Origin of the sequence: Mesorhizobium sp. dw_380, from assembly GCF_018588885.1 — a bacterium.
GTDB lineage: Bacteria > Pseudomonadota > Alphaproteobacteria > Rhizobiales > Rhizobiaceae > Mesorhizobium.
In genome coordinates, this window is sequence record NZ_JAFFIW010000022.1 from 25,681 (window position 1) to 42,868 (window position 17,188).

Sequence of the window (17,188 nt, forward strand, 5' to 3'; positions counted from 1 at the left end):
CGATCACCTCGTTGTGCGCCGCAATATGAGCCATCGCAGTGCAAAACAAACCGTTCTACCCCGGAAGTCGGCAAAATGAGCGCCGGGGGGACGCTTCGCCTTATATTCTCAAGAGAAATCACGACCCCGTGTCCGCCTGCCCATTCGCCATCTGGCAATCGAGATTGGCAATCTGTAACGTTTCAGTATATTGCCAGCTTCGCCGGGTTTGAAATTGTGCAACGCCGCAAATCGTGGCGATTGCCGACCCGCCCTGCGACTGCTATGCGCCTGACGGGCGGGACGAATGGACAAACGGCGTACGGAAAAGAACGACGAGACGTCGGCCAAGGAACGGCCAACGCTGAAGACGCTTGCCTTCATGACCGGGCTCGGCGTCACCACCGTGTCCCGCGCCTTGAAGGATGCCCCCGAAATCGGCGCCGAAACCAGGCGCCGCGTCCAGCTCGTCGCCAAGCAGATCGGCTATCGGCCGAACCGCGCCGGCGTGCGCCTGCGCACCGGCAAGACCAATGTCATCAGCCTCGTGCTCAACACCGAGCAGGAGATCATGAGTTTCGTCTCCGACATCATCTATGGCGTCTCGGAGGTCATTGCCGACACGCCCTACCATCTGATCGTCACGCCCTATTCGCGCTCGCAGGATCCGCTCGACCCGATACGCTATCTGGTCGAGACAGGCTCCGCCGACGGCGTCATCATCTCCCGCACGCAGCCGAACGATGCCAGGGCCCGCTACATGCTGGAGCGCGGCATTCCCTTTGCCACGCATGGCCGCACCGAAATGGGGCTGGTTCATCCCTATCATGATTTCGACAATTACGCCTTCGCGGCGGAGGCCGTGCGGAGCCTGGCCGGCAACGGCCGCCGCAGGCTCGCTCTGCTTTCACCGCCCGTCGGGCTGACCTATCACAGCCACACGGTCAATGGTTTTGCCGATGCGCTGAGCGAGGTCGGCGCCAGCGAGATCCCGTTCAGCACCGTATCGATCGACCATTCGATCGAGCGGATCAGGACGAGGACCGCGCAGCTGATGCGCCGCGATATCAGGCCGGACGGCTTCGTCAGCAGCGCCGCCGCCGCGACGCTCGCGCTCGTCGCCGGCATCGAGGACGCCGGCCTCAAGCTTGGCCGCGACGTCGACATCGTCTCCAAACAGTCGTCGGACCTTTTGCACCTGTTCCGGCCGGAGCTGCTGATCGTCAACGAGAACTTCCGGCTGGCGGGCTCCGAGCTCGCCCGCGCCGTGCTGGGCTGGATCGGCGGCGCCGCACCCGGTTCGCTGCAAAGCCTCAGCGTACCGGGCGAGGTCCTGGCCTACCGGCGTTCAGACGGATCGAGCTAACCCGCCGCGCCGCTGCCCCAGGGGCCGTGGAACGCACCTTGCTCGCCGATGCGTTCGAAGCCGTGCGCGCCGAAGAAGTCGCGCTGCGCCTGGATCAGGTTCGAGGTGCCGCGGCCCTGGCGGTAGCTGTCGAAATAGGCAAGCGCCGAAGACAGCGCCGGCACCGGCGCGCCGGCCTCGGAAGCCCTGGCCACGATACGCCGCAGCGACGGATGCGCCTCCTTCATCATCGTAATGAAGGCAGGTGCCATCAAAAGATTGGTGGACGCGCCGCCGGAGCCCAAGGCCTCGGCCATCGTGTCCAGCATCTGCGAGCGGATGATGCAGCCGGCACGCCAGATCTTGGCGATGGTCGGCATCGGCAGGTTCCAGTGGAATTCCTTCGAGGCGCCGCTCATCACCGCGAAGCCTTGCGCATAGGCGGCGATCTTCCCGGCAAACAGCGCAAGTTCGAGGTCTTTCAGCAACGCGTCCTTGTCGCCCGAAATCTTCGTCACGCCGATATTGCCATAGGCCTTTTCCGCAACCTGCCGCTCGTCCTTGATCGACGACAGCACGCGCGCCGCTACCGCCGCCTCGATCGCGGTCGCCGGAATGCCGAGCTGCTGCGCCTCGATGACAGACCATTTGCCGGTGCCCTTCTGGCCGGCACGGTCGAGGATGACGTCGACCACCGGCTTGCCGGTCTTCGGATCGTCGGCGGCGAGCACCTTGGCGGTGATCTCGATCAGGTAGGAGTTGAGCCGGCCCTTGTTCCAGTTGGAAAATACCGTGCCGATCTCCTTCGGCCCCATGCCCAGCCCATCGCGCAGGATGCCGTAGATCTCGGCGATCATCTGCATGTCGGCATATTCGATGCCGTTGTGGATGGTCTTGACGAAATGGCCGGCACCGTCCGTGCCGAGCCAGGCGGCACAAGGTTCATCCTTGAATTTGGCGGAGATGGCGGTCAGCACCTTCTCGACGCGCTTCCAGGACTCTTCGGTGCCGCCGACCATGATCGATGGCCCGTGGCGTGCACCCTCCTCGCCGCCCGACACACCCATGCCGATGAAGGTCAGGCCCGAGCCGGACAGCTCGGAGAAGCGCCGCATCGTGTCACGAAAATTGGCATTGCCGGCATCGATGACGATATCATTGGCAGACAGCACGCCGCGCAGGGCTTCGATCTGTTCGTCGACCGGCTTGCCGGCCACCACCATGATGATGATCGGGCGCGGCGGCCGGATCGCGGCGGCGAGTTCTTCCAGGCTGTAGCAGGGGACTACCATGTCCCTGAGCGCGCCGGCATTCTCGACGAAAGCGTCGGTGCGGGCCTTGGTGCGGTTGAAGACGGCGATGCGGTGCCCGTGTTCGGCGATGTTGAGCGCCAGGTTGGAGCCCATCGTGCCAAGGCCGATCAGGCCGATTTCGGCTTTTTCCATCGTTTCTTCCCTGCTTTCGGATCGCCTGTTGAACCGCGATTTGCGGCGATACCATTCTTGCCCAGATGATTGACGGGCGTTTCGGGCCGCGTCAACCGCCTCGCCGAATTGTGTTGCGACGAGGTGCTTGGCCTCACGGCCTGATGTCCACCGGCGCCTCGATCTTCACCATCTCGAAGTCCGAGACCAGGATGTCGATGCGCACCGTCCAGCGGCCGGGAACCGGGATGACGAGGTTGTCGACACGCCAGCTGCCGTCGCCGGGCTTGGTCGCCGCGCGTTTCAGCGGCTCGATGCCGGAATCGGGTTTCGACAGCACCAGCGTCACTTCCTTGGCGTCGAGCGGTCCGAAGTCACCGGTCATGATGATCATCGAGGCGGCGACCGCCCCGGCATGGCCGGGCGTGATGCTGAGATCGGCCATCGCCTGCAGCGCATGGATGTGAATGGAGACCGGCTGCGCCGCGGCGATCGCCAGGGCCCGCGGCGGCGGCGTGAAGCGCCAGCCCGCGGCAATGCCGAAGATCGCCAGCACGATCAACATTTCGACGCCGATAGAGCGGGTGAGCCGGCGCTGCACCTCCGTCGCGCCAGCTTCGGCCGAGGTGGTCAGTTTCCAGCGATTGACGGCGGCCAGAGTGAACAGGAAGACCAGCAGGGCGAGCTTGACCAGCAGCAGCCTGCCATAGGCGGTGTTGACCAGCGCCGCTGGCGTCTGCACCTGGATGACGGCGAGTACGATGCCGGCCGCGGCAAGCACGGCCACGACAGGCATGATTGTCCATGAGAAGCGGCGCAGGAAGGCAACGGCACCGGCCTTTTGACGCTTCAGCGCGAGCCCGAGCGGTATCAGTGCGCCGGCCCAGAAGGCAATGCCGACGCCATGCACGAACACCAACGGCCGCGTCAGCCATTGCGGCTCCGCCGCGCTGGCGTGGCCGCTGGCGGCGAGCGCGACACCGACACCGGCGAGCCCCGCAAGGGCAAATGGCCTGGCGGCCCAGCGCGGCCCGGCCAGAGACAGCAGGCCGAGCCCCAGCGCGATCAGGGCGATCAGCACCGTCCAGCCGAAGCTGGTGCCGAGCCCGGTTCGCCAGATCACCGGCTGCGCCAGATGAGAAAGCGGCGCGCCGAGCGCATCGAGACCCTGAAAGCCCAGCGACAGGGGCGCCGCCACCAAGCCACACAGGATCGCGGCGGAGACAAAACGTTGACCGGCGCGGCCAGGTCCGGCCAGCCAGGCAAGGGCGGAGACACCGCCGACGCCGAGGAAAAGGCCTATGTAGAGAAATACCTTGCCGATCCAGATCGCCGACCGCAGCGGCCAGTCGACCGCTTCGGACACGGCGGGCGGCTCGCTCGGCGCGCCGACGGAAAAAAGCAGCGAGCCGCCGACGGGATGACCGTCGGCGGAAATGACGCGCCAGCTCAGCACATGCGTGCCGGACTTGAGCACCTGTGGATTGTCGATCTCGACGGTCTGGTCGGTCAGACGGAAGGAGGTTAGCGGTACCGGCGTGCCATCGGGCTTCACCAGCGTCAGCACCAAGGGCGAGACTGGCTCGCTGAAAGTCAATGAGAACTGGGCGGGAGCCTGTGCCAGCACCGCGCCGTCGGCCGGATCGGTCTTGATCAGCGCGGCATGGGCAAAGGCCTGATTTGCCGAAGCCAACACGATGAGCGCCATGAGCACGGCGAGCAGCCCGCCGGCGGCCCAGCCGATGCCTTTGCTGGCCATAACGGCCCTCTGAAATCGGAATATCGCGTTCATGTCCTCGCCATCGAAACTGGCGGCGCACTTTGCGAACAGAGCGCGCCGCCGGAGATCATTTCTTCGGTGTGAGTTTGATGCCGGGCGCCGGGTTTTCCAGCGCGTCTTCATCCTGTCCCGCCGCCGGAATCTCGATCCAGCGCTCGGCGGCGTCGCCGCATTCCTGCACCACGGGGAAGTAGAGCTTCTGGCCGACGGGCAAATCCGCCGTCAGCGTCGCGCGGAAGACGAACTCGTCGTAGAATTCATCCGGCAGGTTGCCACCGGTAAACTCGACTTCCTTGACCCCATCGGTCACCGCCTGGCCATAAAGCTGATAGGATTTTTCGTACTTGCCCTTCTTGGTCTGCAACGTCCAGCCCGGCTTCGGCATCGGCTTGACCGCGATCACCCCTTCCGGGATCTGCACGCGCACGGCGGTCGTTGCCTTGCCGTCGCAACCATGCGGCACGCGTAGCACTGCCTTGTAGGTCGACCCGACGGCCGCTTCCTGGGTTTCGAGCGTGATGTGCGCGAAGGCGGCATTTGTCCCCAGCACGAGGATCGCGCCGGCCGCCAAAAGATATCTGTTCATGATGGTCCCTCTAGAATCTTGATACGATGGCCGGTTCAATCGTTGTCTTCTTGGGCCGCCGCGCTGCCGATGCCTTGCACGGCGAATTCGACCGTCACCGCCCCGGCCTTTTCGAAGGTCAGCGTGGCGGCGAATTTTTCGCCTTGCTTGGGCTGCCGCTTCAGGCCGATGAACATCAGGTGATAGCCGCCGGGCGCCAGCGCCACCTTGGCGCCCGCGGGGACTTCCAGCCCGCCGGAAACCGGCCGCATGGTCATGACGCCGTCCTTGACGCCCATCTCATGCAGCTCGGCCTTTTCGGAGACGTCGGAGGAAATCGACAGCAGCCGGTCCGGTGTGCTGCCCTTGTTGATGATGGTGAAATAGCCGCCGGCCACCTTGGCGCCGGCCGGCGTGGCGCGCGACCAGGGGTGCTCGATCTCCAAATCGCCGATCTTGAATTCATGCGCCAGGACAGTCTGGGCGCCGGCGAGCATGATCGCAAGAGCCAGCGCGACAATGCCGAGATGCTCCTGGAAGCGAGACAGAATGCGGCTGAACGGAAGGCCCGCCGCTACAGGGGAATGGGACATGGTTGCTCCATGAAGTGATGATCGCGCCGTTGCCGGACGCGAGCCGTTTTGATCTTTGGATGGATGCGCCCGCGAAAAGTTCCGCCGGGCAAGCAGGCTCAGGCCGCCAGCGGCGGCGCGCGTGGGTTCGACGGCGAGCGTTCGCGCGCGAAGCCGAGATGAATGCTCGCCGGAAAGACGAACGCGACCGTCTCAAAGGAAAGGCTGCCCAGGGCCAGTCCGGCATCGGCCGGCGGCGCAAAGGCCGATGAAAACATGCCGCAGCCAAGCGTGCAGCAGGCCGGCAGATGGGACGGGCGCTGGTCGCCGCCGGGAAGCTGGGTGGCGCCATCGCGGGTGCAGATGACGTTGCCGAAAGCGTCAAGCTGCGCGGCATTCGGGCCGGTGCCGAAGGCAAATGCACCGAGCGTCGACGGGAGCAGCAGCAAACAGGCCGCGACAAGCGCGGCCGGCATGCTCCAGCATCTGCCCCTCTTGTTCAAATGACTTGCCTGTTCAAACCATCCGCCTCTTCAAGCAATCCTGGAAAGATACCTATCACGGCAGCGGCAGGTCGAAAATCGCGAAATCGACACCTGCGGCAACGCGGCAAGCTCAGGATTTTTGCGGCAAGCGGTTTTCGGGGATCGACGTCAGCAATGTCTGGCGCGCCGACTTCAAGTGCTTGCGGCAGGCGGCATCGACCTTGCCAAGGTCGCGCGATTTGAGCGCCTCGATATAGGCAAGGTGCTCACCGACCGCGACTTCATTGCGCTCGCGTTCCTGCGCCTTGTTCCACTGGTAATGGTAATGGAAGATCATGGCGATGACGTCGTAGAAATCGACGATGAAGCGGTTGCGCGAGGCGCGATGGATGAGCCGGTGGAAACGCTCGTCCAGCTCGGAAAACTCGTTGAAGCGCGTGGCGATCTCGCGCGCCAACAGACGGTGCTCGTCTTCCAGCCCGTTGAGATCGGCCCAGACCGGGCTGTCCTGCGGCAGGGCCGCGAAGGCAGCCGCCGAGCGCAGCTCGAACATTTCGCGGATCTCGGTCAGTTCGAGCGCGAAGGCCCGGGTAAAACCCTTCAGCACCCAATGGCTGTTGCGGCGCTTCTCGATCAGGCCGAAGCGCGAGAAGCGGATCAGGAACTCGCGCACGCTGGTGGTGCCGACGCCGATCTCGCGCGCCAGTTCGAGCTCGTTGATCTGCATGCCGGCCTCGGCGCCGCTGGCGAGCAGCCGCCGCATGAACGAGCGCTCGATGATATCGGCCAGCGTGTCGGTCTCTTCTTCGGGGAAGAAATCGTCGGGAACCGGGTCGCGAAGCACCGTCTTGGCGCGCTTGTTCCACGTGATCAGCCTGGTTTCCTCCATGCGCGCCAGGATGCTTCGCACGGTCGTGCGGCTGACACCGAGCAGCGTGCCCAACTCAGGCTCCGAGGGCAGGCTGCGCGTTTCATCGAGCAGCCGCAGGCAGCGGTTGTAGGCGTCCTTGTAGACGTTGTTGCTCTTCGACATCCCCTGACCCATTCAGCCGACGCTTGCGGCGGCCGGCTTGAAGCGCAATATGGCATCCCCACGACTTGAAAAGCCGGAATCGCTTTCGCGGGGGGTTGGTTCATTGTTTGCAGCGCCATCACTCATCCGGCGACACGCTAAACGCCGACGAAAAAACAATTGACGCAAAACTGTTTTTTCACGATAAAAGACATTAACTCTTAACAGGCGCGTGTCAATCCGCGCATCCCAGGATCACCCAGGAAACCGCTCGTGAACGCCTCGAACACCATTCTTCTGTCACCCGCAGACAATGTCGCCGTCGCCAATGGCCGTATCGAGATCGGCACCGCCCTGCCGGGCGGCGCACTCGCCGCAGCTGTCATCGAGCCCGGCCATAAGGTGGCGATCAAGCCGATTGCCGCCGGTGAAGCGGTGGTCAAATACGCCCAGGCGATCGGCCGCGCCACGCAGGACATCGCGCCTGGCGAGCATGTCCATTCCCACAATCTGGTGTTCGAAGCTGGCCGATTGCCGGTGGTGCCGCCGAGCGAAGCCGAGCACGCGACCGAAGCCGACCGCGCCCGCACCTTCATGGGTTACCGCCGCGCCGATGGCCGCGCCGGCACGCGCAACTTCATCGGCATCATCGCCAGCGTCAATTGCTCGGCCACCGTCTGCCATTCCATCGCCGACACCGCCAACCGCACCTTGCTGCCGAAATATCCCGGCATTGACGGTTTCGTGCCCATCGTCCACGGCCAGGGTTGCGGCATGAGCGCCACCGGCGACGGCATGATGGTGCTGCACCGCACGCTCGCCGGCTATGCGCGGCACCCGAATTTCGGCGGCGTGCTGATGGTCGGCCTCGGCTGCGAAGTCAACCAGCTCACCCTCTACGGCCAGAAGGGCGCGGCCGCCGGCAAGCGCCACTTCAACATCCAGGACGCCGGCGGGTCGCGCAAATCGGTCGAAAAGGCGATGGGCGTGCTGGCCGAGATCGCCGAGGAAGTCGGCCAATTGAAACGTGAGCCGATCCCGGTCAGCGAGATCGTCGTCGGCCTGCAATGCGGCGGCTCCGACGGCATGTCGGGCATCACCGCCAATCCGGCGCTGGGTGCGGCCGTCGACATATTGGCCGGCGTCGGCGGCATCGGCATCCTTTCCGAAACCACGGAAATCTACGGCGCCGAACATCTGCTCGCCTATCGCGCGGCGACGCCCGAAATCGCCAAGAAGCTCGATGGCTATGTGAAGTGGTGGGAAGACCATGTCGCCAAGCATGGCGCCTCGATCGACAACAATCCCTCGCCCGGCAACAAGCGCGGCGGCCTCACCACCATCCTGGAAAAGTCGCTGGGCGCGGTAGCCAAGGGCGGCCAGACGCCTCTCAACGGCGTGTTCGGCTATGCCGAGAAGGTCACCGGCAACGGACTGGTGTTCATGGACACGCCCGGCTACGACCCGGTCTCGGCCACTGGCCAGGTCGCGGGCGGCGCCAATGTCATCGTCTTTACCACCGGTCGCGGTTCCTGCTTCGGCTGCCGGCCGACACCGTCGATCAAGGTCGCCACCAACTCGACCATGTATCACCAGATGGAAGAGGACATGGATGTCAATTGCGGCGTCATCGCCTCGGGTGAAAAGACCATCGCCGGCATGGGCCGCGAGATCTTCGAACTGATCGTCGAGACGGCTTCGGGCCGCAAGACCAAGAGCGAGGATTTTGGTTACGGCGACAATGAGTTCGTGCCCTGGCATCTCGGCGCGACGCTCTAAGGTTAACTGAATATCTGGTAGAATTGCCGGGCCGGACAATGGCTGGGAACGGGGAGGTTGTGCATGGAGAAACGTCGCATCGGCCAGACGGCGCTCGAGGTCACCGAAGTCAGTTTCGGCGGCGCGGCGATCGGCGGCCTCTACCGCGCCTGTTCGCGCGAGGCGGCGATGGAGACGCTGCAAGGCGCCTGGGAGGCGGGCTTGCGCTATTTCGACACCGCCCCCTTCTACGGTTTCGGCCTGTCGGAGCGGCGCTTCGGCGATTTCCTGCGCTACAAGCCGCGCGACTCCTATGTGCTGTCCACCAAGGTCGGACGCCTGTTCCGCCCGGTGCCTGAGGACCAGGTGCCTGATCACTCCTATGTCGATCCGCTGCCCTTCGCGCTCGACTACGACTATTCCTATGACGGCATCATGCGCTCGGTCGACTTCAGCTATGCGCGGCTCGGCCTGAACAAGATCGACATTCTGTATGTGCACGACATCGGCGTCTACACGCATGGCGTTGAGAAGACCAAGCTGCACTTTCGCCAGCTGATGGACGGTGGGCTGAGGGCGCTCGAGGAGCTGAAGCGGGCCGGCACGATTTCCGCCTACGGGCTCGGCGTCAACGAAGTCCAGATCTGCCTGGACGTGATGCGCCGCGCGCCGCTCGATTGCATCCTGCTTGCCAGCCGCTATTCCTTGCTCGATCGCAGCGCGGAAGCCGAGCTGCTGCCGCTGTGCCGGGCCAAGCAGACGTCGCTGGTGATCGGCGGCGTGTTCAACTCCGGCATATTGGCGACCGGGCCGGTGCAAGGCGCGCATTTCGACTACCAGCCCGCCGACCGCGATGTGCTCGACCGCGTCGACGCCATGGAGAAGATCGCCGGCGAAGGCGGTTACCCGCTGGCGGCGGCCGCATTCCAGTTCCCCCTGCACGAGCCAGCCGTCGCCACCGTGCTGACCGGCACGGCAAAATTGGCGAACCTGACACGCAATCTCGAACTGCTCGATGTCGACGTACCGGAAACGGAATACGCCAGATATCGTCCCTACACGGTCGTGCAGAAGCTGGCGTGAAGCCGGCACTATGCTGCAGGCTTTGATGGGAGTCGCGACTTCACAAATCCGCGACGCCACAAAAAGAATGAATGTTCCATGTTGACTAAGATATGGAATTAATATTCCATATCTTTTCGGAACGGAACGGGAGAGTTTGATTGCGTCCAGGGAGGAGCGACGTGCGAATGGTCTCCGTCTGGCATGGCAGGTCAGGCGCGAAACACCGCTTGCATCGTCCAGATCGATGCACTATCAAAATAGCGTAATGTTTTTTATTGATAAAGTTCTGTTTGGGCCACGCCTATCCGAACGGAGCTTCCGTAACGTTCACCGGGCGACTTAGGGAGGAATCCTATGAAATTCGTGACCAGCATTCTCAACCGCCGCGCTGTCATGGCGCTGGCAGCAGCCTCGATGCTCGCCGGCGTCATGCATTCGGCGCCGGTTTCGGCGGCGGACGTGACCATTCCGATCATCGTCAAGGACACCACGTCCTTCTACTGGCAGATCGTGCTCGCCGGCGCCCGCAAGGCCGGCAAGGATCTCGGCGTCAACGTGCCTGAGCTCGGCGCCCAGGCTGAAACCGACGTCAACGGCCAGATCTCGATCCTCGAGAACGCCGTCGCCGGCAGCCCGGCCGCGGTCGTCATCGCGCCGACGGAAGCCAAGGCGCTCGGCAAGCCGATCGACGAGGCAGCGAGCAAGGTCAAGATCATCGGCATCGACTCCAGCGCCGACTCCAAGGCCTTCACCTCGTTCCTGACCACCGACAACGTCCAGGGCGGCCGCGTCGCAGCGGACGGTCTTGCGGCGGCCATCGGCGCGGCCAATGGCGGCAAGGTCGAAGGCAAGGTTGCGTTGATCACGGCACTGCCCGGCGCCGGCTCGCTCGAGCAGCGCGCCCAGGGCTTCAAGGAACAGCTCAAGGCCAAATATCCCGGTCTTGAACTGGTCGCCGACAAATATGCCGACGGCCAGGCCACGACCGGCCTCAACATCGCGACCGACCTGATCACCGCCAATCCGGACCTGAAGGGCATCTTCGCGTCCAACCTGATCATGGCGCAGGGCGTCGGCCAGGCGATCGCCGAGAACAACCTTGCCGGCAAGGTTGGGCTGATCGGCTTCGACAGCGACGAGAAGCTGATCAAGTTCTTGAATGACGGCGTCATTTCCGGCCTCGTCGTCCAGGATCCGTACCGTATGGGCTATGACGGCATCAAGACCGCGCTCGCCGCCTCGAAGGGTGAAAAGGTCGAGGCCAATGTCGACACCGGCGCCAACCTCGTCACCAAGGCCAACATGAAAGAGCCGAAGATCGACGCGCTGCTCAATCCGAAGCTCAAGTAACCTCGGTACAGCCGCACAGTTTCCGGGGCCTCGTGCCCCGGAAGCGACATCATATCGCTTGGAAATCCGCCAGCCTGGGCTAGGCTGCTGAGGCCAATCTGGGAGGCCCGTTTGGGAAGCCCATTGGGAGGATTGTCATGACATCGACGGCGCAAGACCTGCACCCTGCCCCTGTTCTGGAGCCCGGCAGGACGATCCTGGAACTACAGGGGCTGGAGAAGAAATATCCGGGCACCCATGCGCTGAAGCCGGTGACCCTCGCCTTCAAGGCGGGTGAGATCCACGCCATCGTCGGCGAGAACGGTGCCGGCAAATCCACACTGATCAAGCTTCTCACCGGCGTCATGCCACGCACCTCAGGCGAGGTCATCTGGGAAGGCAAACCGGCAGCACTTGCGACCCCGCATGAGGCGATGGCGCTCGGCATCAATGCCGTCCACCAGGAAGTCGTGCTCTGCCGCCACCTGACCGTCGCCGCCAATATGTTCCTCGGCGAGGAGAATTCGCGCTTCGGCATCCTGCAGCAGCGCGCCATGGTCAAGGAAGCACAGAAGATCATCGACGATCTCGGCTTCGACCTGCCGGCGCATGTCGTGCTCGGCGACCTCACCATCGGCCAGCAGCAGTTGATCGCCGCCGCCCGCGCCACCGTGCGCGGCACCAAATTCCTCATCTTCGACGAGCCGACCGCCTACCTGACCCGCAAGGAGGCCGACCAGCTTTTCACCCTGATCCGCCGGCTGAAATCCGAAGGCGTGACCATCATCTACATCAGCCACCGCATGGAGGAAGTGTTCGAACTGGCCGATCGCGTCTCCGTGCTGCGCGACGGCACGCTGGTCGGTACCAGGAACATCGCCGAGACCAACGACGCCGAACTGGTCAAACTGATGATCAACCGCTCGATCGAGCAGATCTACCACAAGGAGCATTTCACACCGGGTGCGGCGATCATCGAGACGAAGAGCTTGTCTGGCAAAGGCTTCGAAAACGTCTCGATGGCGGTCCGCGCCGGCGAGATCGTCGGACTCTACGGCCTGATCGGCGCCGGGCGCAGCGAATTCGTCACCACCGTCTACGGCCGCCACCGCAAATCGGCCGGCCAGATCCTGTGGGAAGGCAAGGACGTCCAGATCAATTCCGAGCACGACGCGATCAGGCTGGGCATGGCGCTGGCGCCGGAAAGCCGCCGCGATCAGGGCCTCTGCCTCAATCTGCCGGTCGGCTTCAATCTCAACTTGCCGATCTACAAGCGCATCTCGAACAATCTGCTGATCTCCGGCGTGCAGGAAAAGACCCAGGCCGATCGTCAGATCGCCGACCTCAGGATCAAGACGCCGACGCGCAATGCACTGGCCTCCAGCCTGTCGGGCGGCAACCAGCAGAAGATCGTCATCGGCAAATGGCTGGCACACGGCGCCAAGCTGTTCATCTTCGACGAGCCGACGGTCGGCGTCGATGTCGGCACCAAGGCCGAGATCTACCGGCTGTTCAGCGCGCTCTTGTCGAAGGGTGCCGGCATCATCCTGATCTCGTCCTATCTGCCGGAGGTCTACGAACTTGCGGACACGCTGCATGTGTTCCGCCGCGGCAAACTGGTGGCGACACACGGGTTCCGCACCGCCGATCACGAGGAAATTCTCACTCAGGCGCTCGCCGAGAAACAAGAAAAACTGGGAGGACAGATATGAGCACCGAGGCGATTCCTGCCGAGAAACCAAAGCGCAACTACAACGCTCTGTTCGGGCTGACGCTGCTGGCGCTGTTGGTGCTCCTGTGGGTCATCCTGTCAGTGGCGACATCGAGCTTCGCCTCGGCCAACAACATCTCCAACCTCTTGCGCCAGGGTTCGATGATCGCCATCCTGGCTGTCGGCCAGACCTTCGTCATCATCACCGGCGGCATCGACCTTTCCGTCGGCGCCGTGGTCGGCTTCGCCACCGTCATTGCCGCGATGCTGATCAATGCCGGCATACCGGTCTTCCTCGCAATCCTGATCACGCTGCTGGTCGGCGTCGCCATCGGCCTCTTCCATGGCTTCGGCATCGTCAAGATGGGACTGCCGCCCTTCATCATCACGCTGGCAACGCTGACATCGCTGCGCGGCATCGGCCTTCTGATGACCAACGGCAACTCGATCTCGATCAACAACGATGCCTTCCAGGTATTCTCGCGCAACTCCTTCCTTGGCGTCCCCAACTTGTTCTGGATGGTCATCCTGGTCGGCATCCCGGCGTACGTCTTCCTGCATCACAGCCGCTGGGGCCGCTATCTCTTCTCGGTCGGCTCCAACGCCGAAGCCTCGCGCCTGTCCGGCGTCAATGTCCAGCGCACCATCTACATGGCCTACACGCTGTCGGGTCTGTGCGCTGCCTTCGTCGGCGTGCTGTTGGCATCGCGCATCGGCATCGGCAATCCTACCCAGGCCGAGGGCTGGGAACTGCAGGCGATTGCCTCGTCGGTGATCGGCGGCACCTCGCTGTTCGGCGCGGTCGGCTCGGTGCATGGCCCGCTGCTCGGCGCCTTCATTCTCGCCACCATCAACAACGGCGCCAATCTCTTGAACGTCAACGCCTTCTGGCAACGCATCATCACCGGCGTTCTGATCATCGTCATCGTCTATTTCGACGGCCTGCGCCGCCGCGGTGGCAAATGACCCGCCACTGAAATCGATCGCCGGCTCGCATGAAGATGGGCCGGCGACTTCATGACCGACTGGAATAAAAGCATGAAAGCCGTCATCTGCCGCTCGCCCGGCGAGCTCGTCCTGGAAGATCGCCCGGCACCAGGAGCACCCCCTGCCGGCTGGGCGCTGGTCGCGGTCAGCCATGTCGGCATCTGCGGCACCGACTATCACATCTTCGAAGGAAAGCACCCGTTCCTCGCCTATCCCCGCATCATGGGCCATGAAGTGTCGGGAACGATCGTCGAGACCGGCGAAGGCGTCGACCTGGCCATTGGCGAGCCGGTCGTCATCAACCCCTATCTGTCCTGCGGCAAGTGCATCGCCTGCCGGCACGGCAAACCGAATTGCTGCGTCAGCATCGAGGTGCTCGGCGTCCATCGCGACGGCGCCATGTGCGAGCGTATTCTTGTCCCGGCGCAAAATCTTTATCCGGCAAACGGCCTGTCGCTCGCGGACGCCGCCGCCGTCGAATTCCTCGCTATCGGCGCGCATGCCGTACGGCGCGCGCGCGCGGATCCCGGTGCCCGCGCGCTGGTCATCGGCGCCGGCCCGATCGGGCTCGGCACCGCCATCTTCGCCCGCATCGCCGGGCTCGAGGTGACACTGCTCGATATGAGCAGTGAGCGGCTCGCCTTCGCCGCAACCGAACTCGATTTCAAGACCCTCGACGGCTCACGCGGCGCCGTGCCCGATCTGGTCAGGCAGGCGACATCAGGCGAAGGTTTCGACGTGGTCTTCGACGCTACCGGCAACACCCAGTCGGTGCAGTCTGCCTTCGCCCATGTCGCTCACGGCGGCACACTGGTGCTGGTCAGCGTCGTCAAGGACGACATCGTCTTTTCCGATCCGGAATTCCACAAGCGCGAGATGACGCTGATCGGCAGCCGCAATGCCTTGCGCGCCGACTTCGACCATGTCGCCGACTCGATCGGCAACGGTGCGGTGCCGTTGGCCAAGCTCGTCACCCATCGCACGACGCTCGACGGCACGCCGCGCGATCTCGCCCGCTGGACGCGCGAGAAATCCGGCCTGATCAAGGCCGTGATCGAGATCGGGTAAGATATCGGTTCCACACGAAATTCGGCGGATCGTGCGGACTTTAACAGATCGCATGCCTTGGCGACTGGCCGAAACATCAATCGCTTCGTCCTATGGCGGAGCAAGGAGCGAAGCGACGCGGCGCAGACCATAGGATGACGACGTTGGGGGCTAGTTGTTCACCGACAGCTTCAGCTCCACCCGCTCGGCCGGAAAGCGAGACTCGGAAAACTGGATCGGCTGGCCGTCCGGCGTGACGTTGACGGCCACCGTGACCAGCACGATGGCCCCCGGCTGCAGGTCGAGATCGGCAAGGTCGGCCGCGTCGGCATGGCGGGCCGACAGCACGGTCGACTGCCGGAGATAATCGTCAATGCCGAAACGCGCCAGCGACGCGGTGATCGACCCCGTCTCGGCCATCGCCTTGTCGATGCCGGCGAAGCGCCTGGCATCGAACCAGCCGGCGGCACGTGATACCGGCCGCCCGTCGGCTTCGCCGCGTGTCTCCAACCTAATCACCTCGGCGCCCCTGGCCAGCCCAAGCCCTTCGGCGACACGCTGGCTGGCCGGCTCGACCGACGAAGAGAGCAGGACAATGTGCCGTTCCGACGTCTGCCCTTGCAGACCTGCCGAGAAGCGTGTGCGCGCGCCGATCGGATAGGACAGCAGCTTGCGCGACAGCACGAAAGTGCCGCGCCCCTGCTCGGCCCGCAGCACCCCTTCCTGCACGAGGGCCGATATGGCGCTTCGCACGGTGTGGCGATTGACGCCGTAGCGCTCAGCCAGCGCCACCTCGGGCGGCAGAGCCGTATTCTCGGCGAAATCGCCGGTGGCGATCGCCTGCAGGATCCTGTCGGCGATCTGCCGCCACAGCGAGACGCCGCTGCGCCGCTCGATGCTGTCGGCTTCCTGTCGCCCGATCATGACCTGCCCAGCCTTTGCCGCCAGCTTTCTGGCTGTTGTCACGCACCCGTCATGGACTCGCGCTAGATAATAAGTATAATTTGTATAGTTGTCTATATCAATAGACAAATTTAGCAAAGAGGAATGCTGCCCATGCGAGGACAGGAAGCCCGCGACCAGGCCGAGCGCAAGGCCGCCATGGCAACGCTGGCGCAATCGAGCGGCGACGACATCGTCCGGCTGTGGAACGAAGCCGGCCTGCCTTCCCAAGTCGAGCTGCTGCGCGGCCCCGAGACCGGCCTGGTCACCCTGCGTGGCCGCATCGGCGGCGACGGCGCGCCGTTCAATGTCGGCGAGGCGACCGTCACCCGCGCCACCGTTCGTCTGCCGTCCGGACAGGTCGGTCATTGCTACGCGCTTGGCCGTGACAAGCAGAAGGCGAAGCTGGCGGCAATCGCGGACGCGCTGTGGCAGGATCCGGCCCGCCGCACCGAGGTCGAGACCAGGCTGATCGCGCCTTTGAGGTCGGCCCTGACGACTGCCCAGGAAAAACGCCACGCCGAGACGGCGGCAACGAAGGTGGACTTCTTCACCATGGTTCGCGGAGAAGACTGATGGACATCGCAGCGCAATCGATCGAGGGCGGTTTCGCCGATCCGGTCTTCAACGCCCAGACCGTGTTTCGTGCAATCATGGACGCCATGGCGCGGCCGGGCAGCGTGCAGCCTTGGCCGGCCTTGGCCCGCCCGCCAGCGCCGCTTTCGGCCACCGCTGGCGCCATCACGCTGGCGCTCTGTGACACCGACACGCCGCTCTGGCTCGACCCGGCCCTGCACGCCTCCGCCGCGATCGCATCCTGGCTTGGCTTTCACACAGGCGCGCCGCTGGCCAACACGCCAGCCGACGCGCATTTCGCGTTTGTCGCCACCCCGGCCGAGATGATGGCGCTCGACGGCTTTTCGCAAGGCACCCAGGATTATCCCGATCGCTCGACCACGCTCATCCTGCAGGTCAGCGATCTCGTGTCGGGCACCCCGCTCTTGCTTGAGGGCCCCGGCATCGAAACCAGTGCCACCCTCGCACCGGCGCAGATGCCACGTCACTTCGTCGAACAGTGGAAGCAGAACATCAAGCGCTTTCCGCGTGGCGTCGACATCATCCTCGCCACATCAGAAGGCATAGCCTGCCTGCCGCGCACGACGCGCATCAAGACGATGGAGGCATAA

General features: G+C 63.9%; 16 protein-coding genes. 9 read left to right on the forward strand and 7 right to left on the reverse strand.

Features of this window, described 5'->3' with window-relative positions:
* The first annotated feature begins 286 nt into the window (after positions 1-286).
* Positions 287-1,345: a LacI family transcriptional regulator gene (locus JT360_RS20695; RefSeq protein ID WP_214473602.1), complete on the forward strand. Its 1,059-nt coding sequence runs from the start codon at positions 287-289 to the stop codon at positions 1,343-1,345.
* On the opposite strand, the gene gnd is transcribed toward JT360_RS20695, so the two are convergent.
* From gnd to JT360_RS20725, 6 genes are all read right to left on the reverse strand, one after another.
* A complete protein-coding gene (gene gnd / locus JT360_RS20700; protein ID WP_214473603.1) occupies positions 1,342-2,769 on the reverse strand; it encodes an NADP-dependent phosphogluconate dehydrogenase in 1,428 nt (475 codons plus the stop codon). The two genes, JT360_RS20695 and gnd, sit on opposite strands and share 4 nt — an antisense overlap.
* 133 nt (positions 2,770-2,902) lie before the next feature.
* A complete protein-coding gene (locus JT360_RS20705) occupies positions 2,903-4,507 on the reverse strand; it encodes a copper resistance CopC/CopD family protein (protein WP_214473604.1) in 1,605 nt (534 codons plus the stop codon).
* Between the two features lie 88 nt (positions 4,508-4,595).
* Positions 4,596-5,114 (reverse strand): YcnI family copper-binding membrane protein, encoded by a 519-nt coding sequence (locus tag JT360_RS20710; RefSeq protein ID WP_214473605.1) that lies wholly within the window; start codon positions 5,112-5,114, stop codon positions 4,596-4,598.
* Positions 5,115-5,149: 35 nt separating this feature from the next.
* Entirely contained in the window at positions 5,150-5,686 is a 537-nt protein-coding gene (locus JT360_RS20715) for a copper chaperone PCu(A)C (protein ID WP_214473606.1), read from the reverse strand.
* 98 nt (positions 5,687-5,784) lie between these two features.
* Positions 5,785-6,141, reverse strand: coding sequence for a DUF2946 family protein (locus JT360_RS20720; protein ID WP_214473607.1), 357 nt, complete (start codon positions 6,139-6,141; stop codon positions 5,785-5,787).
* Positions 6,142-6,280: 139 nt separating this feature from the next.
* Positions 6,281-7,183: a GntR family transcriptional regulator gene (locus JT360_RS20725; protein ID WP_214473608.1), complete on the reverse strand. Its 903-nt coding sequence runs from the start codon at positions 7,181-7,183 to the stop codon at positions 6,281-6,283.
* Positions 7,184-7,435: 252 nt separating this feature from the next.
* Between JT360_RS20725 and JT360_RS20730 the strand changes: the two genes are divergently transcribed.
* The 6 genes from JT360_RS20730 to JT360_RS20755 all read left to right on the forward strand — a co-directional run bounded on the left by JT360_RS20730 (position 7,436) and on the right by JT360_RS20755 (position 15,080).
* Positions 7,436-8,941, forward strand: coding sequence for a UxaA family hydrolase (locus JT360_RS20730; protein WP_214473609.1), 1,506 nt, complete (start codon positions 7,436-7,438; stop codon positions 8,939-8,941).
* Positions 8,942-9,004: 63 nt separating this feature from the next.
* The gene (locus JT360_RS20735; RefSeq protein WP_214473610.1) at positions 9,005-10,003 is read left to right on the forward strand and encodes an aldo/keto reductase; all 999 of its coding nucleotides are present in this window, start codon (positions 9,005-9,007) and stop codon (positions 10,001-10,003) included.
* A 336-nt stretch (positions 10,004-10,339) separates the two neighbouring features.
* Positions 10,340-11,335, forward strand: coding sequence for an ABC transporter substrate-binding protein (locus JT360_RS20740; RefSeq protein ID WP_214473611.1), 996 nt, complete (start codon positions 10,340-10,342; stop codon positions 11,333-11,335).
* A gap of 137 nt (positions 11,336-11,472) precedes the next feature.
* A complete protein-coding gene (locus tag JT360_RS20745) occupies positions 11,473-13,026 on the forward strand; it encodes a sugar ABC transporter ATP-binding protein (RefSeq protein ID WP_214473612.1) in 1,554 nt (517 codons plus the stop codon).
* Positions 13,023-13,991 (forward strand): ABC transporter permease, encoded by a 969-nt coding sequence (locus tag JT360_RS20750; protein ID WP_214473613.1) that lies wholly within the window; start codon positions 13,023-13,025, stop codon positions 13,989-13,991. Before JT360_RS20745 ends, JT360_RS20750 begins: the two co-directional genes overlap by 4 nt.
* Positions 13,992-14,063: 72 nt before the next feature.
* Entirely contained in the window at positions 14,064-15,080 is a 1,017-nt protein-coding gene (locus JT360_RS20755) for a zinc-binding alcohol dehydrogenase family protein (protein WP_214473614.1), read from the forward strand.
* Between the two features lie 150 nt (positions 15,081-15,230).
* Here JT360_RS20755 and phnF read toward each other — a convergent pair whose 3' ends face one another.
* On the reverse strand, positions 15,231-15,983 hold the full coding sequence (gene phnF, locus JT360_RS20760; RefSeq protein WP_214473674.1) for a phosphonate metabolism transcriptional regulator PhnF: 753 nt from the start codon (positions 15,981-15,983) through the stop codon (positions 15,231-15,233).
* Between the two features lie 132 nt (positions 15,984-16,115).
* On the opposite strand from phnF, the gene phnG reads away from it, so the two are divergent.
* Positions 16,116-16,577 carry a phosphonate C-P lyase system protein PhnG gene (gene phnG / locus JT360_RS20765; protein WP_214473615.1) on the forward strand — a complete coding sequence of 154 codons (462 nt, stop codon included), beginning with the start codon at positions 16,116-16,118 and terminating at the stop codon, positions 16,575-16,577.
* Entirely contained in the window at positions 16,577-17,188 is a 612-nt protein-coding gene (gene phnH, locus JT360_RS20770) for a phosphonate C-P lyase system protein PhnH (protein ID WP_214473616.1), read from the forward strand. Before phnG ends, phnH begins: the two co-directional genes overlap by 1 nt.